Origin of the sequence: Nonomuraea sp. NPDC049649 (assembly GCF_040675175.1) — a bacterium.
GTDB lineage: Bacteria > Actinomycetota > Actinomycetes > Streptosporangiales > Streptosporangiaceae > Nonomuraea.
In genome coordinates this window covers 66591-87561 of the sequence record NZ_JBFAOH010000007.1, presented here as the reverse complement: position 1 = coordinate 87561, position 20971 = coordinate 66591, and the positions used below count along the sequence as shown (strand labels likewise).

At 73.1% G+C, this 20971-nt stretch carries 23 protein-coding genes and 4 pseudogenes; 14 read left to right on the top strand and 13 right to left on the bottom strand.

The window, feature by feature from the left end:
- Positions 1–5: 5 nt before the first annotated feature.
- Both AB0J42_RS12140 and AB0J42_RS12135 read left to right on the top strand, forming a co-directional pair.
- Positions 6–326, top strand: coding sequence for an STAS domain-containing protein (locus AB0J42_RS12140; protein WP_364292087.1), 321 nt, complete (start codon positions 6–8; stop codon positions 324–326).
- A 65-nt stretch (positions 327–391) separates the two neighbouring features.
- Complete coding sequence (locus AB0J42_RS12135) at positions 392–823, top strand: ATP-binding protein (RefSeq protein WP_364292084.1); 432 nt, start codon at positions 392–394, stop codon at positions 821–823.
- Between the two features lie 60 nt (positions 824–883).
- On the opposite strand, the gene AB0J42_RS12130 is transcribed toward AB0J42_RS12135, so the two are convergent.
- Positions 884–1021 carry a hypothetical protein gene (locus AB0J42_RS12130; protein ID WP_364292081.1) on the bottom strand — a complete coding sequence of 46 codons (138 nt, stop codon included), beginning with the start codon at positions 1019–1021 and terminating at the stop codon, positions 884–886.
- A 168-nt stretch (positions 1022–1189) separates the two neighbouring features.
- Between AB0J42_RS12130 and AB0J42_RS12125 the strand changes: the two genes are divergently transcribed.
- On the top strand, positions 1190–2113 hold the full coding sequence (locus AB0J42_RS12125) for a formylglycine-generating enzyme family protein (protein ID WP_364292078.1): 924 nt from the start codon (positions 1190–1192) through the stop codon (positions 2111–2113).
- Between the two features lie 4 nt (positions 2114–2117).
- Positions 2118–3251, top strand: coding sequence for an undecaprenyldiphospho-muramoylpentapeptide beta-N-acetylglucosaminyltransferase (murG, locus tag AB0J42_RS12120; RefSeq protein ID WP_364292075.1), 1134 nt, complete (start codon positions 2118–2120; stop codon positions 3249–3251).
- 202 nt (positions 3252–3453) lie between these two features.
- On the opposite strand, the gene AB0J42_RS12115 is transcribed toward murG, so the two are convergent.
- The 7 genes and pseudogenes from AB0J42_RS12115 to AB0J42_RS12085 all read right to left on the bottom strand — a co-directional run.
- Positions 3454–4368, bottom strand: a complete 915-nt coding sequence (locus AB0J42_RS12115) for a hypothetical protein (protein WP_364292072.1) — start codon at positions 4366–4368, stop codon at positions 3454–3456.
- A 79-nt stretch (positions 4369–4447) separates the two neighbouring features.
- Complete coding sequence (locus AB0J42_RS12110) at positions 4448–5335, bottom strand: hypothetical protein (RefSeq protein WP_364292069.1); 888 nt, start codon at positions 5333–5335, stop codon at positions 4448–4450.
- Between the two features lie 54 nt (positions 5336–5389).
- Complete coding sequence (locus AB0J42_RS12105) at positions 5390–6280, bottom strand: hypothetical protein (RefSeq protein WP_364292066.1); 891 nt, start codon at positions 6278–6280, stop codon at positions 5390–5392.
- A 48-nt stretch (positions 6281–6328) separates the two neighbouring features.
- Positions 6329–7027, bottom strand: coding sequence for an MMPL family transporter (locus AB0J42_RS12100; RefSeq protein ID WP_364292577.1), 699 nt, complete (start codon positions 7025–7027; stop codon positions 6329–6331).
- Between the two features lie 330 nt (positions 7028–7357).
- Positions 7358–7755: pseudogene (locus AB0J42_RS12095) on the bottom strand (MMPL family transporter); the annotation flags it as partial.
- A gap of 461 nt (positions 7756–8216) precedes the next feature.
- Positions 8217–8795 (bottom strand): annotated as a pseudogene (locus AB0J42_RS12090) (response regulator transcription factor); the annotation flags it as partial.
- A gap of 106 nt (positions 8796–8901) precedes the next feature.
- Positions 8902–9144, bottom strand: a pseudogene (locus AB0J42_RS12085) (histidine kinase); the annotation flags it as partial.
- A gap of 40 nt (positions 9145–9184) precedes the next feature.
- Between AB0J42_RS12085 and AB0J42_RS12080 the strand changes: the two are divergent.
- Entirely contained in the window at positions 9185–9343 is a 159-nt protein-coding gene (locus AB0J42_RS12080; protein ID WP_364292063.1) for a hypothetical protein, read from the top strand.
- A 214-nt stretch (positions 9344–9557) separates the two neighbouring features.
- Here AB0J42_RS12080 and AB0J42_RS12075 read toward each other — a convergent pair whose 3' ends face one another.
- A complete protein-coding gene (locus AB0J42_RS12075; protein WP_364292060.1) occupies positions 9558–9968 on the bottom strand; it encodes a hypothetical protein in 411 nt (136 codons plus the stop codon).
- Between the two features lie 34 nt (positions 9969–10002).
- On the opposite strand from AB0J42_RS12075, the pseudogene AB0J42_RS12070 reads away from it, so the two are divergent.
- Positions 10003–10554 (top strand): annotated as a pseudogene (locus tag AB0J42_RS12070) (response regulator transcription factor); the annotation flags it as partial.
- Between the two features lie 93 nt (positions 10555–10647).
- Positions 10648–11601 (top strand): HAMP domain-containing sensor histidine kinase, encoded by a 954-nt coding sequence (locus AB0J42_RS12065; protein WP_364292057.1) that lies wholly within the window; start codon positions 10648–10650, stop codon positions 11599–11601.
- Here the strand turns inward: AB0J42_RS12065 and AB0J42_RS12060 are convergent.
- On the bottom strand, positions 11591–13471 hold the full coding sequence (locus tag AB0J42_RS12060) for a propionyl-CoA synthetase (protein ID WP_364292054.1): 1881 nt from the start codon (positions 13469–13471) through the stop codon (positions 11591–11593). The two genes, AB0J42_RS12065 and AB0J42_RS12060, sit on opposite strands and share 11 nt — an antisense overlap.
- Before the next feature lie 113 nt (positions 13472–13584).
- On the opposite strand from AB0J42_RS12060, the gene AB0J42_RS12055 reads away from it, so the two are divergent.
- Positions 13585–14223, top strand: coding sequence for a nucleotidyltransferase domain-containing protein (locus AB0J42_RS12055; protein ID WP_364292051.1), 639 nt, complete (start codon positions 13585–13587; stop codon positions 14221–14223).
- The gene (locus AB0J42_RS12050; RefSeq protein ID WP_364292048.1) at positions 14220–14957 is read left to right on the top strand and encodes a nucleotidyltransferase domain-containing protein; all 738 of its coding nucleotides are present in this window, start codon (positions 14220–14222) and stop codon (positions 14955–14957) included. Before AB0J42_RS12055 ends, AB0J42_RS12050 begins: the two co-directional genes overlap by 4 nt.
- Positions 14958–15087: 130 nt before the next feature.
- On the opposite strand, the gene AB0J42_RS12045 is transcribed toward AB0J42_RS12050, so the two are convergent.
- Entirely contained in the window at positions 15088–16020 is a 933-nt protein-coding gene (locus tag AB0J42_RS12045) for a GNAT family N-acetyltransferase (protein ID WP_364292045.1), read from the bottom strand.
- Positions 16021–16157: 137 nt separating this feature from the next.
- Between AB0J42_RS12045 and AB0J42_RS12040 the strand changes: the two genes are divergently transcribed.
- Positions 16158–17072, top strand: a complete 915-nt coding sequence (locus AB0J42_RS12040) for a hypothetical protein (protein ID WP_364292042.1) — start codon at positions 16158–16160, stop codon at positions 17070–17072.
- A 25-nt stretch (positions 17073–17097) separates the two neighbouring features.
- A complete protein-coding gene (locus AB0J42_RS12035; RefSeq protein ID WP_364292039.1) occupies positions 17098–17619 on the top strand; it encodes a hypothetical protein in 522 nt (173 codons plus the stop codon).
- 10 nt (positions 17620–17629) lie between these two features.
- Here the strand turns inward: AB0J42_RS12035 and AB0J42_RS12030 are convergent, their stop codons facing one another.
- Positions 17630–18424 (bottom strand): methyltransferase domain-containing protein, encoded by a 795-nt coding sequence (locus tag AB0J42_RS12030; RefSeq protein ID WP_364292036.1) that lies wholly within the window; start codon positions 18422–18424, stop codon positions 17630–17632.
- A 154-nt stretch (positions 18425–18578) separates the two neighbouring features.
- Between AB0J42_RS12030 and def the strand changes: the two genes are divergently transcribed.
- The 3 genes from def (at position 18579) to AB0J42_RS12015 (ending at position 19928) form a co-directional block, all read left to right on the top strand.
- Complete coding sequence (def, locus tag AB0J42_RS12025) at positions 18579–19079, top strand: peptide deformylase (protein WP_364292574.1); 501 nt, start codon at positions 18579–18581, stop codon at positions 19077–19079.
- A gap of 77 nt (positions 19080–19156) precedes the next feature.
- A complete protein-coding gene (locus tag AB0J42_RS12020; RefSeq protein WP_364292033.1) occupies positions 19157–19573 on the top strand; it encodes a CBS domain-containing protein in 417 nt (138 codons plus the stop codon).
- Positions 19574–19583: 10 nt separating this feature from the next.
- On the top strand, positions 19584–19928 hold the full coding sequence (locus AB0J42_RS12015) for an MmcQ/YjbR family DNA-binding protein (RefSeq protein WP_364292030.1): 345 nt from the start codon (positions 19584–19586) through the stop codon (positions 19926–19928).
- Between the two features lie 4 nt (positions 19929–19932).
- On the opposite strand, the gene AB0J42_RS12010 is transcribed toward AB0J42_RS12015, so the two are convergent.
- Positions 19933–20898 (bottom strand): hypothetical protein, encoded by a 966-nt coding sequence (locus AB0J42_RS12010; protein ID WP_364292027.1) that lies wholly within the window; start codon positions 20896–20898, stop codon positions 19933–19935.
- Positions 20899–20971 lie beyond the last annotated feature (73 nt).

The following is a 20971-nucleotide window of genomic DNA, read 5'->3' as shown; positions in this document are numbered from 1 at the left end:
AGGGGATGCTGGACAGGACACCCCTCCAGATAGAGATCGCCTCGTCCGACGGGGGGACGGTCCAGCTCGCGCTCCGCGGCGACCTCGACTTCGGCACCGCGGGCGAGTTGTCGGCGGTGCCGCTGGGCGAGGGGTTCGAGCGGGTGGAAGTCGACCTGTCGGAGGTGGGGTTCGTGGACTCGTCGGGGCTGGCCGCGCTGGTCCGGCTCCACCAGCGGGCCGCCGCCGAGGACGCCGTGCTGCGGGTGGTGGCGGTCACGCCCTATCTGCGCAGCATGCTGCGGATGACGGCGCTCGACCGGCTGTTCAGCCTGCCGCCAGGCTGACGCGGGCAGGATTGCTTCCCCGGATCAAGGGCAGGTGCTCCCTCTGACACGGAAGGGAGGCGCCCGTGGAGACGACGATGGCGCTCCGGCTGCCGAGGGACGCGGCGAGCGTGCCTCTCATCCGGCAGATGCTGGACGGCACGCTGACCTCGCTCGGGGTGGAGCCGCAGATCCGCGACGACATCGAGCTCATGCTGACGGAGGCGTGCTCCAACGTGATCAGGCACGCGGTACCGAGCGACGAGTACACGGTCAGCGCGATGGTCTACGACGACCTGTGCGTGATCCGGGTGGTCGACACCGGGCACGGGTTCGACCCCTCGAAGGTGCACGACGCGGCGCCCGGGGCCGAGAGCGGGCGCGGGCTGCAGATCATGCGGGCGCTCGCGGACGACGTGCGGTTCAGCAACAAGCGGGAGAACGGCGCGGTGGTGTGCCTGGAGAAGCGGCTGCGTTACTCGCCGGGCGCGGCGGGGCCGCATTTCATCACGACGTGAGCGCGTCATGGTTCACGGCCGCTCCGCCGCCCGGAGCCGCCCTGTGTCATGACGGGCCCCTCATGACGACGACCTGGCCGTCGTCATGGAGATCAGCACCAGCCAGATGAGCACGAGCACCGCGATGAGCAGCAGCGCGAGGAACGACAGGGTGAGGGCGACCAGCGTCGAGCCGATCGCGCCGAGCAGCGTCCACACCCTGTCAGCGTTGCCCGCCGGGGCGGGTCCGCTGCAGTTTCATCCCCGTTAGTTGGGTGTTATGCGGCGCTATACCCCTCTTACTCCGTGGCGGCCGTGGTGCCTGGACGGCGTGGGTGATCGTTCGCACTACGCTACGCAGAGGTGGTGACAGAGAGAGGGAGCCTGATGAGCGCGTGCTGCGGGCCCGGCAGGGAGACCGTCACCGGGACGGCCGTCGCGGGGACGCCGGTCCCCGTGACACCGGCGCCGGTGCGGCGCGAGCCGCCGCGCGGGATGGTCCGCATCCCCGGCGGGACGTTCTGGATGGGCGGCGACGACCCCGACGCGAACCCCGGCGACGGCGAGGGCCCGGTCCGCCAAGTGCGGCTCGACCCGTTCCTGATCGACCCGGCCTGTGTGACGAACGCGCAGTTCGCCCGGTTCGTCAAGGAGACCGGCTACGTCACCGAGGCCGAGCGGATCGGCTGGTCGTTCGTGTTCCGGCAGTTCGCCACCGGCGGCGTCATGGACGCGAGCGTGCCGCAGGCGCCCTGGTGGGTGGGCGTGGAAGGGGCCACCTGGCGCTCCCCCGAAGGGCCCGGCTCGTCGATCGGCGACCGGCAGAACCACCCGGTCGTGCACGTGTCGTGGAACGACGCGACCGCGTACGCGCGGTGGGCCGGGAAACGGCTGCCGACCGAGGCGGAGTGGGAGATGGCCGCCCGCGGCGGCCTGGAGCGCACCCGCTACCCGTGGGGCGACGAACTGGCGCCGAAGGGGCGGCAGCGGTGCAACATCTTCCAGGGCCCGTTCCCGTCGGCGCCGAGCCGGGGCACGATGCCGGTCAAGTCGTTCCAGCCGAACGGCTACGGCCTCTACAACGTGGTGGGCAACGTCTGGGAGTGGACCGCCGACTGGTGGGACACCCGCTGGGAACCGTACGCGGAGAACCCGGCCGGGCCGGCCGAGGGCACGATGAAGGTGATCAGGGGCGGCTCCTACCTGTGCCACGACTCCTACTGCAACCGCTACCGGCTGGCCGCCCGCACCGCCAACACCCCGGACTCCGCGACCGGACACACGGGTTTCCGCTGCGCGGCCATAGTCTGAGCCCATGTCACCAACCCTGCGACTGCTGATCACCGGCGGCGGCACCGGTGGTCACACCTACCCGGCCCTGACGACCCTGACGGCCCTCCAGCGCCGCGGGGTGCCGCACGACGTGCTCTGGGTGGGCACGGCCAACGGCCTGGAGGCGAGGATCACCGCCGAGCACGGCATCCCGTTCAAGGCGATCACCACGGGCAAGCTGCGCCGCCGGCCCAACCTGCGCGAGCTCGGCACCAACGTGGCCGACATGTTCCGCATCCCCGTCGGGGTGCTCCAGGCGATCGGGCACGCCGCCCGATACCTGCCGGACGTGGTGCTGTCGACCGGGGGGTACGTGGCGGTGCCGATCGGGGTGGCGGCCAAGCTGATCCGCAGGCCGCTGGTCATGCACGAGCAGACCACGGTGGTGGGGCTGGCCAACCGGATCCTGTCGCGGCTGGCGACCCGGATCGCGCTGTCGCACGAGTCGTCGCTGGAGTACCTGCCCGCCAAGGCCCGGGCGAAGGCCGTGGTGACGGGCAACCCGATCCGGCCGGAGCTGCTGCACGGCGACCAGGCGGCGGCCTACGACCTGTTCGGGCTGACGTTCGAGGTGCCGCTGATCTACGTGACGGGCGGCGCGCAGGGCAGCAAGCAGATCAACACGCTGATCGCGGAGATCCTGCCCCGGCTGCTGCCGCACGCCCAGATCGTCCACCAGTGCGGCCCGGCCTGGATCGACCAGATGCGGGCGATCGCGCTGCCGCCGGAGCTGGCCGAGCGCTACCACCCGGTGCCGTACGTGGGGGCCGAGCTGGCCGACCTGTACGCGGCGGCGGACGTGGTGATCTCCCGCAGCGGGGCGGGCACGGTGTCGGAGCTGACCGCGATCGGCAAGCCGTCGCTGCTGATCCCGCTGATCCCGACGGGCGGCGACGAGCAGCGCAAGAACGCCGGCTACCTGGTGTCGGCGGGCGCGGCGCGGGCGCTGCTGGAGCCGAACCCGACGGCCGACCAGCTGCTGGCCGAGCTGATGCCGCTGCTGGCCGACCCGGGCCTGCGGGCGTCGATGGGCGAGGCGGCGCAGAAGCTGGGCCGGGTGGACGCCGCCGACGCGCTCAGCGACCTGCTGCTGCGAACCGCGCAACCGGCCGCCTGAACAGCGGCCGTTCCGCGCCGGGGGCTCTTTCTCTGTACGAGATTGCGTTTCCATGGAGGTTGCCGGCGACGGAATGATCGCGGGATCATCCGTACGGAGGCGCTGTTCTGTCCGCTGGCGGCGGGGACCGGGATTCCGCAGCCCCGCCTGCTCCACGCGAGCCTGGACGGCCCCGTACCGTCGAGGGGACGCCCTCGGTCGCTCACTGCCGCGGGCCGTCGGGCCGTTCGCCGGGCTCCAGGTGGCGGAAGGCCTCATGCGCGGAGCTGAGGCTGCGCCGCAGCGCCTGCTCCAGCCGGTCGGCGTCCTGCGCGAGCCGGGCGATCTCCGGCACCGCGAGCCTGTCGGCCCCGGTCTCGGCGACCAGTTCCTCGTACTGCGGGAGCCGGCCGCGCAGCTCCTCGATCTGCTGGTGGGCGCGGAAGGCCCGCTCGGCCTCGGTGACGTTGGCGGCGTAGCGCTCCAGCGCCTCGACGCGGGCCACCACGGCCTCCTCGCTGCTGTCGAGCGCCCGGGCGAGCGGTTCGGCGACGGCCGCGACCTCCGGGGCGGCGGCGCCGGTGACGGTCTCGCGGTGCCGGGTGCGCAGCGCGGACAGCTTGGCCAGCAGGCGGGCGATCTCCCACTCCTGGGCGGGCAGCATCACCGCGTTGCGGACGTCGTCGAGCAGCCCCTCGGCGTTGACCGCGGACCCGTTGACGGTGGCGATGGCCTGCTGGGCGCGGGCCAGCAGCCTCCGGGAGGACTCGTCGAGGTCGTCGGCGACCACGTAGCGGCCCTCGTACCAGCGCAGCTGCTCGTAGATCTCGCGCTCCAGCAGGGTCTCCTCGTCCTCGTCCTCGTCGGCGAGGTCGTTGCGGAGGAACGTGACCAGGAGCACGGGCGCGCCGATGAAGGCGAGCAGCAGCAGCCCGATGCCGCGGCTCATGATGCCGAGCGCGACCAGCACCACGGCCACGGCGATCACGGTGGCGACCGTGCCCTTGGAGCGCGCGGGGTCGGCGGGCCGCGGCGGATCGGGGATCCAGCCGCGGCGCATCCTGGCCAGGATCTTGCCGCTCTCCCTGATCAGCCGCGCGTCCTCGGGCGGCACCCCGGGATCCACCACGATTCCCACGGATCCGGATCCTATGCTCGGTCTCGATTCTTTGTACGACAAACGGTCTGCGACCCTCCTGTTGGCGGACGTCGGGCTTTCACCCGCGTAAATGACGGAACGCTTCGTGCGCCGAGGTGACGCTGTCGCGCAGCGCCTGTTCGAGCCGGTCGGCGTCGTCGGCGAGGCGTTTCAGCTCGGGCACGGCCGCGTCGTCGGCGCCGGACTCGGCCAGCAGCTCCTCGTAGCGGGGCAGCTGGGCGCCGAGCCGCTCGATCTGGTGGCGCGCGCGGTAGGCGCGTTCGGCCTCGGCGACGTGGGCGGCGTAACGTTCCAGGGCCTCGACCCGGGCCACCACCGCGCGCTCGCTGCTGTCGAGCGCCTGGGCGAGCGGTTCGGCGACGGCCGCCACCTCGGGGGTGACGCCCTCGGCGACCACCTGCCGGTGGCCGGACCGCAGCTCCGACAGCTTGGCCAGCAGGCGGGCGATCTCCCACTCCTGGGCGGGCAGCATGACGGTGTTGCGCACGTCGTCGAGGAGCCCGCGGGCGTGGACGTGGGACTCCATGACGGAGCCGATGGCGTCCTGGGCGCGGGTCATGAGCTTGCGGGCGTCCTCGTCGAGGTCCTCGTGGAGCACGTAGCGGCCCGCGAACCTGCGGGCGCTGTAGTAGACCTGCCGCTCGACCAGGTGCCGCCGCTCGGTCTCGGCGTCGGGGCGGGGCTTGGCGAGGACGCCGACGATGAGCAGCGCGGCCAGGGTCATGACGACGACGAACGGGGTGTAGAGGCCCGCGAAGAAGAAGTCGAACCCGGCGCCGACGGAGAGCAGCGCCACCAGCGTGGCGGTCATCCGGCTGGCGAGGCCGAGGGCGGGCGGGCGGCGCCGGTTCGGGGGCGTCCATCCGGCGCGGATGCGCAGCAGGAGCGTGCGATGGTCGCGGAACAGGTCGGCGGTCTCGGCGGGCACGGTCGGTTCGACAACCACGTTCGCATGACGACCCGGCACATAAACGATCCTATGTTCCGGTCTGTCCGAACGTTAGCCTTCTAAGTAGCGAAAGGCGTCCTGTGCGGAAGTGACGCTCCGCCGCAGCGCGCGTTCCAGCGCGTCGGCGTCCTCCGCGAGGCGTTCGATCTCGGCCAGGGCCAGCGTGCCGGCGCCCGACTCGGCCAGCAGTTCCTCGTAGCGCGGCAGCTTGGCGCGCAGCTCCTCGATCTGGTCGCGGGCGTGGTAGGCGCGCTCGGCCTCGGCGACGTGCCCGGCGTAACGTTCCAGCGCCTCCACGCGCGCGAGCACGGCGGCCTCGCTGCTGTCGAGCGCGCCCTGCAAGGGCTGGACCACGGCCTCGACCTCGGGGGCGAGACCGCGGTCGAGCATCTCGCGGTGCTCGGCGCGGAGCGCCGACAACTTGGCGAGCAGGCGGGCGATCTCCCACTCCTGCTCCGGCAGCATGATCGCGTTCCGGGCGCTGTCGAGCAGCCCTTCGGCGTTGACGTGGGAGCGCAGCACGGTGCCGACCGCCTGCTGCGCCCGGCGGAGCAGTTCCGCGGCCTCCTCGTCGAAGTCCTGCGGGAGCAGGTAGCGGCCGTCGTTGCGGCGGGCCTTCTCGTACAGGATCCGCTCCTGCGGCCGGTCGTCCTCGGTCAGCTCGCTCATACTGGCGATCTTGACCAGGACGACGAAGACGAACCCGCCGAGCAGCAGGAACCCCACGGGCGCGGCCGGCGACTCCAGCAGCACGGCCATCAGCGCGACGACCAGCGGAGTGGCGGCGAGCAGGGCCACGCTGGACGGGTTGCGCCGCCTGGCGGGCGCGGGCGGCCCGGCCCGGGGCACCCAGCCCGAGCGGATCCTGGACAGCAGCGGGGCGTTGGCACGCAGCAGCCCGGCGATCTCCGGTGGCACCGCCGGGTCGACGACGACTCCCACGCTCTGCCCTGGCACCTTCGCGCCCCCAAGGGTTCGATAATGCGGATACTACGAAACATCCCGCCCGGGTGTCAGCCTCGTAAAGGACAGGCCGGGGAACCACCAGTTACGCTCGCCGAGCACCTCCATGGCCGCGGGCACCAGGACCATCCGCACGATCGTGGCGTCGACCAGCACTCCGGCGGCCAGCCCGACCCCCATGACGCGCAGCGCCCGGTCGTCGAACGCGCCGAACGCGGCGAACACGCAGAACATGATCGCCGCCGCCGCGGTGATCACCCGCGCCGTCCTGGCCAGCCCGGCGGTGACCGCGGCGCTGTTGCCCAGCCCGTTGCGGTGCTCCTCGCGGATCCGGGAGACGAGGAACACCTCGTAGTCCATCGACAGCCCGAACGTGATCACGAACAGCATCGTCGGCACCCACGCGTCGACCGGCCCACCCGTGCCGAGCCCGAGCACGTCCCACTGGAACACCGCGACGACCACCCCGTACGCGGCCCCGATCGACAGCAGGTTGACCACGACCGCCTTGAGCGGCACCGCCACGCTCCGGAACACGGCCGTCAGCAGCGCCAGCGCCGCCAGGAGCACCGCGCCGACCATCCACGGCAGCCGGTCGGCGGCGTGCCCGGCGAAGTCCACGGCGGCGGCGGTGGAGCCGGTCACCAGCACGGGCTCGGGCAGTTCGGCGCGGAGCCGGTGCACCAGTTCCGTGGTGGCCTCGTCCTGCTGCGCCGTGGCGGGCACCACGAGCGCGGCCCGCTCCCCCAGCGGCGTCACCTCCGCCACGCCGGGGGTGGCGCGGGCCTGCTCGACGGCGGCGCCGAGCGGCCGGTCGGAGGCCAGCAGGAGCGGCGCGCCGGCGCCCGGCCCGAACGCGCCGGCCAGCAGGTCGTGGGCGCGCCTCGTGGTGTCGGTGACGGGCCGGTTGGACGCGTCCGACCAGCCCGTCCGCAGGTCCAGCGCGGGCAGCGCCAGCCCGGCCAGCAGCGCCGTCGCCAGCAGCAGCGCCGTCCACGGCCGCGCCTGCACGGCCCTGCTCCACCGCGCCGACCAGGGCTCCTTTCCGGTACGTTCCGGCAGCGCGAAACGGTCGACCCGGTGCCCGATCATGGCGAGCAGCGCCGGGAGGAGGGTGAGGGAGGCGAGCATCACCATGAGCACCCCGCACCCGGCGGCCAGCGCGATGCCGCCGCCCAGCTCCGGGCCGAGGAACAGGATGCCGGCGCCGGTGACGACGACGGTGACGCCCGCGAGCAGCACCGACCTGCCCGCGGTCCGCATCGCGGCGGTGACGGCCGCCTGCGTGTCAAGCCCTCGCTCAGACCGGAGCGGAAGCGGGTGACGATGAGCAGGGCGTAGTCGATGCCGACGCCGAGCCCCAGCATGATCGTGAGGTAGACGGCGAAGTCCGGCGTGGCGACCAGATGGCCGAGCAGGGCGAGCAGGCCGGTGCCGGAGACGACGCCGACCACCCCGACGGCGATCGGGAGGGCGGCGGCCAGCAGCGACCGGAACGCGTACAGCAGGATCGCCGCCGTGTGTTCATCCGGGCGATCAGGGCGGTCACGGCTTCTCGGGCGGGCGGGGACTCGACGCCTGCGGGGGCGGACACGACGAGTGTGCCCCGGGGTTCGGCGGGCGCGTCGCCCAGTAACGCGGCGGCTCTCTCGCTCTCGCTGCCGTTCAGGGTGAAGCCGGTGGCGACCGGTGGCGGGAAGGCGGCGGCCCCGGCGGCGAGCGCGGCGACCAGCGCCAGCCAGGCCAGCAGGACGAGCCGCCGGTGGCGGATGCAGAATCGGGTCATGCGGCCGACGCTAGGAACGGCCTCCGCTCCCGGTCGTCCCCCCAGCGCGGTCTCCCGGCTACCCCAGCCGCGGCATGCCCACTAGTCTTCCCCTCGCACTTGGCTTTCCCTTCTTACTTCCCTACGGGATCAGGGGTGGTGGCCGGGGCGGGCGAAGCCGGTTTCGTAGGCGAGGACCACGAGCTGGGCGCGGTCGTGCACGCCGAGCTTGACCATCATGCGGTTGACGTGCGTCTTCACGGTGGCGGGGCTCATGAAGAGCTCGGCGGCGATCTGGTCGTTGGTGAGGCCGCGGGCGACCCGGGCCAGGACCTCGCGTTCGCGGGCGGTCAGCGGGGCGAGCCGTTGCTCGTTCAGGCCGGGGCGGGTGGCGAACTCCTCGATCAGCCTGCGGGTCACCCCCGGAGACAGGAGCGCGTCGCCCCGGGCGGCCACCCGGACGGCGTGACGGATCTCGGCCGGTTCGGCGTCCTTGACGAGGAATCCGCTGGCGCCCGAACGCAGCGCCTCGTACACGTACTCGTCCAGGTCGAACGTGGTCACCACGACGACGCGGGTCCGGCCGGAGGTGATGCGGCGGGTCGCCTCCAGGCCGTCGACGCCGGGCATCCGGATGTCCATCAGCACCACGTCGGGCGCCAGCCGGGCCGCTTCCGTCACCGCCTGCGCCCCGTCGGCGGCCTCCCCGACGACGGTGAGATCGTCCTCCGTGGCGGATGAGGTCCGGGAGCTGGGCGGTGCCGGGGAGGGGGTGGCGGGGGCGGAGGACGCCGAGGACGTTCTTCATCTCGGCCAGGGCCTGGCGGGTGCTGTCGCGGATGACGGTGAGGGCGTCGCGGGCCTCGGGCGGTCCGCCCGCCCGGTCGACGGCTTCGGCGGCGACGGCGGCGTGCAGGGCGATGACGGACAGGGTGTGGGAGGTGACGTCGTGGACTTCCCTGGCGACCCGTAACCGCTCTTCCTGGGCGCGGCGGAAGGCTTCCTCCTCGCGGGTCCGTTCGGCCTCGGCGGCGCGGCGTTCGACCTCGCGGGTGTAGGCGCGGCGGGCCCGTGACACCTCGGCGGGCTGGGCGATGACGAGGACGAGCAGCGCCCAGATGACGACGGCCACCGCGTTGTCCAGCCCGGGATGGAGGGCGGCGCCGACGGCGGGGACGGCGACCAGGAACGCCGCGCCCGCCCAGCCGATGGCCCGGCGGCCGGTGGAGATGGTGGCGAAGACCGCGATGAGCGCGGGGGCGGGCCAGAAGGCGTAGGCGTAGCCGAGGGTGAACAGGGCGGCGGTGGCCGCGGCGCTCACCGCCAGCGCTACCTCCGGCCTGCGGGGCAGCCATGCCAGCGCGAGCGCGGTCCCGGCGAGGAGCAGGTGGCCGGTGACGTCGAGCGGGGTGGCTCCGGGCTGGTTGCCGTAGGCCAGGACGGTCGAGTACGTGACGACCACGGCCATGCCGCAGACCAGGGCGAACGTCCTCACACCGGTACCGTAGTGCGCTCCTCCGCCGCCGCGCGATACCGCGGGCGCGGTATCCGGTGTACGGCGAGCGCGGCGGCGACACAGGCCGGCGGGATCGCGGGCAGCACGTACCGGTGGTCGAAGTCGATCGCGGCGACCGGCGCCACCAGCAGGAACATGGCGAACGCCCAGGACGGCAGGGCCGGTCTGCCCCTGCCGACGGACCCGGCGGCCCCGGCCAGCAGCAGCACGCCGAAGAGGGTGCCGTGCAGGAACCACGGGTACGGGTAGGCGGCCAGCACCGACCCCCACGGCTCGGTCGAGCGCATCCCCCGGATGTCCGGGTCGTAGGTGGCGCGCACCTTCCGTACGAGCTCGTGGTCGGGCAGGGTCCAGACGCCGTACGGGAAGGTGGAGGTGGGCGTCATCCGCTTCGGGTGCGGGACGGGTTCCCAGGGGAAGGCGCTGGAGCGGCTGGGCGTGCACGACTACGACGTGCTCGTCCTGGACAGGGACCTGCCGGGCACGCACGGCGACGAGGTGTGCGCGGCCGTGGTCGAGCGGGGACTGCTGGTGCGCGTGCTCATGCTGACGGCGGCGTCGGACGTGCGGGCCAGGGTGGCGGGGCTGTCGCTGGGGGCCGACGACTACCTGCCGAAGCCGTTCGCGTTCGAGGAGCTGGTGGCGCGGGTGCACGCGCTGGGGCGGCGCGCCAGGAAGGCCGACCCGCCGATGCTGGAGCGGGCCGGGATCCGGCTCGACTGGGCGCACCGCCAGGCGTTCCGGGACGGGCGGTACGTGCCGCTGGCGCGCAAGGAGTTCGGGGTGCTGGCGGAGCTGCTGCGCGCGCAGGGCGCGGTGGTGTCGGCGGAGGAGCTGCTGGAGAAGGTGTGGGACGAGCACATCGACCCGTTCACCAACACGGTGCGGACCACGATGACGAAGCTGCGCAAGAAGCTCGGCCCGCCCCAGGTGATCGAGACCCTGCCGGGATCGGGGTACCGCATCCCATGAGCATGCGTCTCAGGTTCGCGCTGGCCTGCTCGGGGGTGGCGCTGGTGGTCTCGGCCCTCGTGGTGGCGGGGCTCGGCGGCCCGCGCGCAGGCGATGAAGAACCACGCCGCGTACCGGGAGGACGTGCTCGGCCGGGTGGGGCTCTACGGCGCGCTGCTGTCGGCGGGGGCGGCGGCCGTCGCGTTCCCGATCGGGTGGCGGGCGGCCCGGTGGGCGCTGCGGCCGGTCGCCAAGGTCACCGCGACCGCGCGGCATGTGGCGCAGAGCCACGACCTGACCGAGCGGATCGGCCATCAGGGGCCGTCCGACGAGCTCAAGGAGCTGACCGACGTCTTCGACACGATGCTCGGCCGGCTGGCCCGCTCCTTCGACGGGCAGCGGCGGTTCGTCGCCAACGCCTCGCACGAGCTGCGCACGCCCCTGACGATCAACCGGACGCTGGTGGACGTGGCGGTGCGGCGGCCGGACGCGACCGACTACGTGAAACGCCTGGGCGAGTCGCTGCTGCTGGTCAACGCCCGCCACGAACGGCTGATCGACGGCCTGCTGGCGCTGACGGAGGGCGAGCGGGCGGTGCTGGACCGCCGCCCGTTCGACCTGGCGGACGTGGCCGAGCACGTGCTGGACCAGGCGGCCGGCGAGGCGGCGGAGCGCGAGGTGGCCGTGCACCGGCTGCTGGACACGGCGCCGACGGCGGGCGAGGCGGTGCTGGTGGAGCGGCTGGTGCAGAACCTGGTGGAGAACGCCGTGCGGCACAACCACCCGGAGGGCGAGGTGTGGGTGACGACCCGGCAGCGCGCCGACCGGGTGGAGCTGGTGGTGGCCAACACCGGGCTGCAGGTTCCTCCGTACGAGATCGAGACGATCTTCGAGCCGTTCCGGCGGATGCACGGCGACCGGCTGCGTTCCGAGCGCGGCAGCGGGCTGGGCCTGTCGATCGTGCGGGTCATCGCCGAGGCGCACGGCGGCACGGTGACCGCCCGGCCCCGCAAGGAGGGCGGCCTGACCGTCACGGTCGAGCTGCCGGCGGGCGAGATCAGCTCTTGAGGAGGTCGGCGATCTCGGCGAGGGCGGCGGGGTCCTCGATGGTGGACGGGACGCGGTAGGTCTTCCCGGCGGCGATGTCGCGCATGGTGGTGCGGAGGATCTTGCCGGAGCGGGTCTTCGGCAGCCGGTTCACCACCACGGACCTGCGGAAGGCGGCGACGGGCCCGATCTGCTCGCGGACCAGGGCGGCCAGCTCGCGCTGCAGGTCGCCGGGGTCGCGCTCGCAGCCCGACTTGAGCACCACGAAGGCGGCCGGGAGCTGCCCCTTGAGCTGGTCGGGCACGCCGATCACCGCGCACTCGGCCACGTCCGGGTGCCCGGCGACGACCTCCTCGATGGCCCCGGTGGACAGCCGGTGCCCGGCCACGTTGATGACGTCGTCGACCCGGCCCATGACGAACAGGTAGCCGTCCTCGTCGATGTAGCCGCCGTCGCCGGTCAGGTAGTAGCCGGGATAGCGGGACAGGTAGGCCTCGGTGAAGCGGGCGTCGTCGCGGTAGAGCGTGGTGAGGCAGCCCGGCGGGAGCGGCAGCCGGACCGTGACGGCGCCCTCGACGCCGGGCGGGCACTCGTCGCCGTCGTCGTCGAGGATGCGCATGTCCCAGCCGGGGACGGGCTTGGTGGGCGAGCCGGGTTTGATGGGCAGCAGCTCGATGCCGACGCAGTTGGCGGCCATCGGCCAGCCGGTCTCGGTCTGCCACCAGTGGTCGATGACGGGGACGCCGAGCAGGGCGGAGGCCCAGTGGTAGGTGTCGGGGTCGAGCCGTTCGCCGGCGAGGAAGAGGTAGCGCAGACAGGACAGATCCCACTTTTTCGCGAAACTGCCGGTCGGATCCTCCTTTTTGATGGCACGGAACGCGGTGGGCGCTGTGAACAGCGTCCGCACCCCGTACGTCGACACCACCCGCCAGAACGCGCCCGGGTCGGGCGTGCCGACGGGCTTGCCCTCGTACAGGACGGTCGTGCAGCCCGCGAGCAGCGGCGCGTAGACGATGTAGGAGTGGCCGACCACCCAGCCGACGTCGGAGGCGGCCCAGAAGACCTCGCCGGGCGCGGCCCCGTACACGTTGGCCATGCTCCAGTGGAGGGCGACGGCGTGGCCGCCGTTGTCGCGCACCACGCCCTTGGGGGCGCCGGTGGTGCCGGAGGTGTAGAGGATGTAGAGCGGGTCGGTGGCCGACACGGTGACGCACCCGGCGGGCTCGGCGTCGCGTACGGCGCTCTCCCAGTCGAGGTCGCGGCCCTCGGCCAGCTCGGCGGGACACTGCTCGCGCTGCAGGATCACGCAGCGTTCGGGCCGGTGCGAGGACTGCTCCAGCGCGTCGTCGAGCAGCGGCTTGTACGCCACGAGCCGCGACGGCTCGATCCCGCAGGAGGCCGAGAGCACGACCTTGGGCCGGGCGTGGTCGATGCGGACGGCCAGCTCGTGCGCCGCGAAGCCGCCGAAGACCACCGAGTGCACGGCGCCGAGCCGGGCGCAGGCGAGCATCGCGAAGACGGCCTCGGGCACCATCGGCATGTAGATGACCACGGTGTCGCCCGCCTCGACGCCGAGGCCGCGCAGCATCCCGGCGGTGCGGGCGACGTGGTCGAGCAGCTCCCGGTAGGTGTAGCGGCGGGCGGTGCCGGTCACGGGGCTGTCGTAGATCAGCGCGTCCTGGTCGCCCCGGCCCGCGGCGACGTGCCGGTCGACGGCGTTGTGGCAGGTGTTGAGCCGCCCGCCGGGGAACCATCGCCCGCCGTCGTGGGCGCGTTCCGGTTCCACCTCCCAGTCGACGCCCCGCGCCGCCTCGCGCCAGAACTCCTCGGGCGCCTCGATGCTCTGCCGGTAGACGGACGCGTAATCGCGTACCTCTGGAGCGCTTCCCACCTCTCAAGACTCCGTCAGCGCGCGACGATCATCAACCCGCAACGGGCAACGAACTCCTAAACCAAGCGACACCGGCTGCCCGTCTGGTTACGGTATGCCCTCTGGAGGCCGATATGAGCGACGATCTGATCCTGTCCGTGGTGACCGGTTCGCGCGCGTACGGGCTGGAAACGGAGACGTCCGACACCGACCGGCGCGGCGTGTTCGCGGTGCCCACCGCGGCTTTCTGGCGGCTGGACAAGCCGCCGACGCACCGCGACGGGCCGCTGCCCGAGCAGTTCTCGTGGGAGGTCGAGCGGTTCTGCGCGCTGGCGCTGGAGGCGAACCCGACGGTGCTGGAGTGCCTGTGGTCGCCGCTGGTCGAGGTGGCCACGCCCGCCGGGCGGCGGCTGCTGGAGCTGCGCGGCGCGTTCCTGTCCCAGCGCGCCCACGAGACGTTCTCCAGGTACGCGCAGGCGCAGTTCCGGCGGCTGGACCCGGCCGCGCCCCGGTGGAAGCAGGCGATGCACCTGATCAGGCTGCTGCTGAGCGGTGTCCACCTGGCCCGGCACGGCGAGCCGCGCGTCCACGTCGGCGACGACCGGGAGCGCCTGCTGGCGATCAGACGGGGCGAGATGCCGTGGGCGGAGGTGGACGCCTGGCGCGCGCGGCTCGCCGCCGAGCTGGCGTCGCCCGTCTCGGTGCTGCCGGAGCGGCCGGACCGGGAGGCCGTCGAGGCGTTCCTGGTGGATGTACGGAGGGAGAACCTGTGAACCTGCCCGCCTGGCTGCCGGAGATCCCCGGCGAGCAGCCGTACCCGCTGGTGTTCGCCACCGTGAGCGGCGCCCACCTGTACGGGTTCCCGTCGGCCGACTCGGACGTGGACCTGCGCGGCGTGCACGTGCTGCCCGCCGCCGAGGTCGCGGGGCTGGTCACCGGCCCGCAGACACTCGACACGACGTGGACCCGGGACGGCGTCGAAGTGGACCTGGTGACGCACGACCTGGCCAAGTTCTGCCGGCTGCTGCTGAGCCGGAACGGCTACGTGCTGGAGCAGCTCCTGTCGCCGCTGGTGGTGGCATCCTCGCCGGCGCACGAGGAGCTGACGGCGCTGGCGCCCGCGTGCCTGACCCGCCACCACGCCCACCACTACCTCGGGTTCGCGCGGACGCAGTGGCGGCTGTACGAGAAGACGGGCGAGCTGAAGCCGCTGCTCTACACCTTCCGGGTGCTGGCCACCGGAATCCACCTGATGAAGACGGGCGAGCTCCGCGCGGACCTGACCGAGCTGTACGGATACGGGCCCTCCTATCTGCCCGAACTGGTGGCCGCCAAGCGGGAGGCCGAGCACGCCGCCGCGCCCGAGATCGGCCCGGCGGCGCGGGACGTCGCGCGGATGACCGGCGAGCTGGAGCTGGCCAGGGACGCTTCGGCGCTGCCCGAGACGGCCTCCGCGCACGCCGCCCTGCACGACCTCGTGGTCCGGCTACGCCTGGGACGGCCGTGACGTTCGTCGGCAGGCGGGAACCGCTCGCTCTGATCCGCCGGACACTGGCCGCCGGCGCCGGGTGCGTGCTCGTGGAGGGCCCGGCGGGGATCGGCAAGAGCCGCCTGCTGGCGGAGGCGGCCCGCGCGCATCACGTGTTCACGGGATTCGCGGACAGCACGAGCCTGATCGCGAAGAGTTCATAGCCGGCCCGTTCGAAGGCGCGGGCCATCGGGAGGTTGCCGGTGTCGGTGTCGGCGGCGATCCGCCGGGCGCCGCGGGCGGCGTGGCAGCGGGTGATCTCGGCGAGCAGGTCGTCGACGTAGCCCCGGCCGCGGTGTTCGGGGAGGACGCCCAGGTAGCCGACGACCGGCCCGGAGGCGTTGGCCGACGGCAGCGCGAACCCGGCGAGCTCGCCGGACGGGGTGCAGGCGAGGCGCCACCAGGAGCGGTCGCCGGGCATCGCCAGGTAGTCGGCCAGGTCCTCGCGGGCCTGCGTCTCGGGGTCCTTGACGAGCAGCGCCTGCCGGGTGTGGTGGTCGAGGCTGCCCGCCGAGGCGGCGGCGAAGGCGGCGACGAAGGCCTCGTCGTCGGGTTCCTCCCGGAAGATCAGCCTGCCGGACGGCTCCGGCACCGGGCTGCCGGGCGTCCACGCGTACCGGAGCCGTTCCAGCTCGTCGGTCAGCCCGGCGCGGCGGCACGCCTCGTGACGCCAGCCGACGGCGGCGGCGACGGCGTGGTTGTCACGCCAGCCGACCGGCAGGAACACGTGGTAGGCGGGCCGGTCGCCGAACGCGTCGTGGGCGTGGCGGAGCAGGTCGGCCGCGAGCGTGACGCGGTCGGTGACCGAGGGGTGGCTGTAGAGGCAGTCGAGCGCGAGCGGCCCGGTGCCGGGGAAGCCCCACCAGACGGCGCGGGCCAGGATCTCGCCGTCCTGCTCGGCCACCCAGACGCGGTCGTAGCGGTAGTGGCCGTCGGCGAGGAAGGAGCGCAGCCGTTCGGGGTGGGCCCAGCTGACGGGCTCGCCGACGGCGCAGTGGAGCAGGCGGCCGAGGTCAGCCTCGGTCGCGGGACGGAAAAGCACGGGTCCTCCGAAGAGCGGGGTCGGACGCGGTGAGCGTCCGGGGACAGCGGGACATCTCAGCGCCTCCTTTCGTCCGGTCTTACGGGGTACGCGGGGACACTATCGCACTCGCCGGGAACGTCCGACAGGATAGGGGGATGCCCGCCTTTGAAGACGTGTTCCCGCTCCAGCCGCCCGTCCGCCTGCCGCCGGAGGACGAGCTGGCCGCCGCCGTGCGCGCCGCGCCGCTGGCCGCGGAGTTCCTCGACGGCCAGGAGGACGTGCTGGAGTCCTGGGGTGAGGTGTGCCGGGACCGGCTCGGGGAGGGCCTGCTCCTGGAGGTGGTGCGCCTGTTCGTGGCGCGCGAGCCCGCCGCCGGCGACCCGCCCGCCGAGCTGGTGGCCTTCGGCCTGGTACGGGGGTCGGACCCGTACGAGGCGACCCCGGTCGGGCTGTGGATGGGGCGGCGGCTGATCGGGGAGCTGACCGGGCAGGAGGTGCCGGTCCTGGGCTCGCTGGCGGAGCGCGACGCGGCCGGGCTGCTGCTCGGTCTGCGCTCGTACCCGGAGGCGGAGCGTGCGGAGGAGCTGGCGGGCTGGCTGGCCCGCCGCGACCGGGCCGGGGCGGCGCGGGAGATCGCCGGCGCGCTGCCGGAGGTGAGCCCGCTCAGCCGGGCGATCGGCATCGAGCTGCTCGGCTTCGAGCTGGGCGACGAGGGCCGTGCGGAGCTGGACGAGCTGGTGATCCAGCCCAAGCTGGGCGCGGTGATCGCGGCCAGGCTGAGCCGCGACGACCGGCAGCCGGCGACCGAGGAGATCGGCTGGGTGCTGGTGGACATGGCGGCGGCGCTGCTGGAGTTCGGCGGCGAGCCGTCGGAGGTGGTGGAGTCGGTGGCGGCCGGCATGGGCGCGGACGAGCAGGCGAGCACGATCGCGCTGCTGGCGCTCTGCGACCATCCGGCCACCGAGCCGGTGCTGCGGGTGTTCATCGACCATCACCCGGACGTGGCGGTGGCCTCCGCCGCCCGCAAGGCGCTGCGCCGCCTGCACGGGCTGGCCGCGGTCCGCGGGTGAGGAACCGGATGTAGAGTCGGCGTCGATGACGAAGCACACGATCACCCTCCGGACCGGGACGATCCTCGGCGAAGTGTACGGCTGCGACTGCGGCGCCCAGCTGGCCGGGCGGATGGCGGCCGAGGTGCACGCGGCCGACAACCGCCAGTGCACGGTCTGCCTGGGTTCGGCGGAGGAGGAGCCGGCGCCGGGCCTCGAACGTCCCTGCACCTCCTGTGCGGGCACCGGGCGGCGGCGCGAGCAGATCACCTGGCAGCTGGCGCACGCCGAGGCGGAGCAGCTGATCACGCTCCCGGTGGTGCGCGGGGTGGTGGAGTCCTTCGACGGGCCGTTCCGCCTGTCGGAGATCGCCGACGCGGTGCGCGACGGGCTGGCGCTGCCTCCGGGCCGCCTGCCGGTGGGGCCGCGGGTGCGCGACCTGCTGCTGGAGATGCAGTCGGCGGGCGAGATCACCATGGTGTCGGCGCCGGACGAGCTGATCGACGGCACCGACGTGGTGCTCTTCCGCGACCCGCAGTGGCAGCGGGTGCGCACGCTGGGGCTCTGACCTTCAGCGGTCAGGCGCGGCAGACGATCTCGCCGTGCAGGATCGACAGCCAGCCGTCGTCGGCCTGCGCCCACTCGCGCCAGCCGTCGGCGATGCGCCGCAGGTCGCCGGCGGTGGCGGCGCCGGTGGCCAGGGCCTGCTCGGCGAGTGCGGAGCGCTGGACGCGTTCGGCCCACATGCCGCCCCACCAGGCGCGGTCGTCGGGGGTGGCGAAGCACCAGGTGGACGAGGTGGCGGTGACGTCGGTGAACCCGGCGGCGCGGGCCCACGAGAGCAGCCGCCGCCCGGCGTCCGGCTCGCCGCCGTTGCCGCGCGCCACCTTCTGGTAGAGCTCCATCCAGGTGTCGAGCGCGGGGACGCGCGGGTACCAGGCGAAGGCCGCGTAGTCGCTGTCGCGGACGGCCACGACGCCGCCGGGGCGGGCCACCCGCCGCATCTCGCGCAGGGCCTGTACGGGGTCGCCGACGTGCTGGAGCACCTGGTGGGCGTGGACGACGTCGTAGGAGGCGTCGGGGAAGGGCAGCGCGTGCACGTCGGCGACGGCGAAGCCGACGTTGGCCGCGCCCCGTCGCGCGGCCTCGGCCCTGGCGAGCTCCAGCGCCTCGTCGCTCACCTCGGTCGCGGTCACCCTGGCCACCCGGCCCGCCAGGTCGGCGGTGATGGTGCCGGGGCCGCTGCCGACGTCGAGCAGGGTGTGCCCGGGCTGGAGATGGGGCAGCAGGTAGGCGGCCGAGTTGGCGGCGGTGCGCCAGCGGTGGGAGCGCAGCACGGACTCGTGGTGGCCGTGGGTGTAGACGGCGTTCATCGGGACTCCTTCGCCTCGGCTGATGATCGCACGCTAGCACCTATCTCACTATTTAAGAGAAAATGTCTTATTATTTGGACATCTATTGCTCGACCGTACACTGTTTCCGACGACTGACGGAAGGGCGGTTGCGGTGGGAGAGGTCCGGCCGATCGTGTATGTGGGCGACCCGGTGCTGCACGCGCCGTGCGAGCCGGTCAAGGAGTTCGACGACGAGCTGCGGGCGCTGGTCGACGACATGTTCGCGAGCATGTACGCGGCGGAGGGCGTCGGGCTGGCGGCCAACCAGATCGGCGTGCCCCTGCGGGTGTTCGTCTACGACTGCCCCGACGAGGACGGCGTCCGCCACAAGGGCGTCGTCGTCAACCCCGTGCTGGAGCTGCCCGAGGTCGGCGAGCGCCGCCTCGACCCGGGCGAGGAGGGCTGCCTGTCGGTCCCCGGCCAGTACGCCCCGCTCCCCCGCGCCGACAGGGCCAAGGTGCACGGCTTCGACGCCGACGGGCGGCCCGTCACGGTCGAGGGCACCGGCATGCTCGCGCGCTGCCTCCAGCACGAGACCGACCACCTCGACGGCCACCTCTACATCGACCGCCTCCCGGCCAAGCGCCGCAAGCGGGTGCTGGCCGCCTACGAGGAGTCCCGCAAGGCGGGCTGAATCCGGCACGTCTCATGCGAGGCGCGATATCGGGTAGGTGGTGCTCCTCCGACCAGGAAGAACCGAGGAGGCACACCATGGCCAGGACCGTGGCAGACGTGATGACCACCGGCCCCGCGACCGTCGACGGCGGCCAGCCGGTGAGCGTCGCCGCCGCGCTCATGCGCGACCACGACACCGGCGCGATCATCGTGAACGACCACGGCCGGATGACCGGCATCGTGACCGACCGCGACATCGCGATCAGGTGCGTCGCCGACGAGAAGGGCCCCGACACCCCGGTGCGCGAGGCGTGCTCGGCCGGCGTCGAGGCAGTCGGCCCGGACACCAGCATCGAGCAGGCCGTCCGGCTCATGCGCGAGCACGCCGTGCGCCGCCTGCCGGTGGTGGAGGACGGCCGCGCGATCGGCATCCTGAGCATCGGCGACCTGGCCATGGAGCAGGACCCGAACTCGGCGCTCGCCGACATCTCCGCCGCGCAGGCCAACCGCTAGCGTTGGCCGGGTGGTCACAGTCGAGGACGTGCGGCGGTTCGCGGCGGCCCTGCCGCGGACGTCGGAGCATCTGATCAGGGATCGGGTCAAGTTCCGGGTGGGCTCCATCGTCTACGTCGCGTTCTCGCGCGACGAGACGCTGATGGGGTTCGCCTTCCCGAAGGAGGAGCGGGCGGCGCTGGTGGCCGCCGAGCCCGGCAAGTTCCTCCTGCCTCCGGAGTCCGACCTGCGCTACAACTGGGTCGTCGCGCGCCTGTCCGCCCTCGGCCCGGGCGAGATGCGCGAGCTGGTGCTGGAGGCGTGGCGGATGGTGGTGCCGAAGAAGGTGTACGCGGCGTACGTCGCGACGTCCTGACCCGTCACGCGAGGCCGCGGTAGAGCTGCCTGGTGAGCTTCGTGACGCGGTTCACCGAGCTGCGCCAGGTGGCGCCCGCGGGGTGCGCGGTCAGCACCACCATCACGTACCGCTCGTCCTTGCCCACGAGCCCGGTCGTGTAGAGGACCGGCCTGCCGTAGTCGGGCACGATCGCGCTGGACGAGCGTGAGGCGGCCAGGGCGATGGCCCCGCCCTGCGCCCTGGGGCGGCATCGGACCGGCGGCACCGTCCCGAAGCCGGACCAGCCCTGCTTGACCGCCTTGCGCCCGGGCACCGCGTCGGGGATGCCGAAGGTCTGGTCGAAGCCGTCGCTGCCGCACGGCGTGGCCGCGCGCAGGTGGCCCAGGATCGTGTCGCGCACCCGGGGTGAGGCGGTGTCGAGCAGGTAGCGGTAGGTGCGGACGACGTCGCGCGCGCTCTGCGTGGCGTAGCCCCAGAAGCCGGGCCTGGACGCGGGCGGCGGGGTGGTGTCGGACAGCCGGAGCTTGCGCGCCATCCGGGTGATGATCTTCCCCTTGCCGCGCCGGTTCCAGAACGCCGTGGCGGCGGCGTCGTCGCTCTCCCTCAGCATGACCTTGAGCAGCCGGGCGTCGGCGGCGGAGACCTTGCGGCGCGACTCCAGGAAGTCGATCGCGATCAGGATCTTGACGACCGAGGCGGTGCGGTACTTGCGGTGCGCGTAGCGGGTGGCCACGAACTTGCGCTTCTGCCGGTCGTACACGAGCCAGGACGCGGTCGTGCCCGGCGTCACCCTGGGCGGCGCCGGACGGGCGGCCGGGGGCCGCGCGGACGGGCTCTCCGCAGAAGAAGTCCGCGCGGACGGGCTCTGGACGGCGGCGCTCTGCGGGGTGCCGCCCGACGCGCGGGCGGTGCCGGCCGAGGGGCCCGCGACACATCCCGCCACGAGAGGAACGGCCGCCGCCAGCGCGGCCCACGGCTTCATTCGCATCGCACATACCTATCAGAGTCTTGACCTTCCACAGAAACGGAGATAAACACAGAGGAAACCAACTCGAAACGGC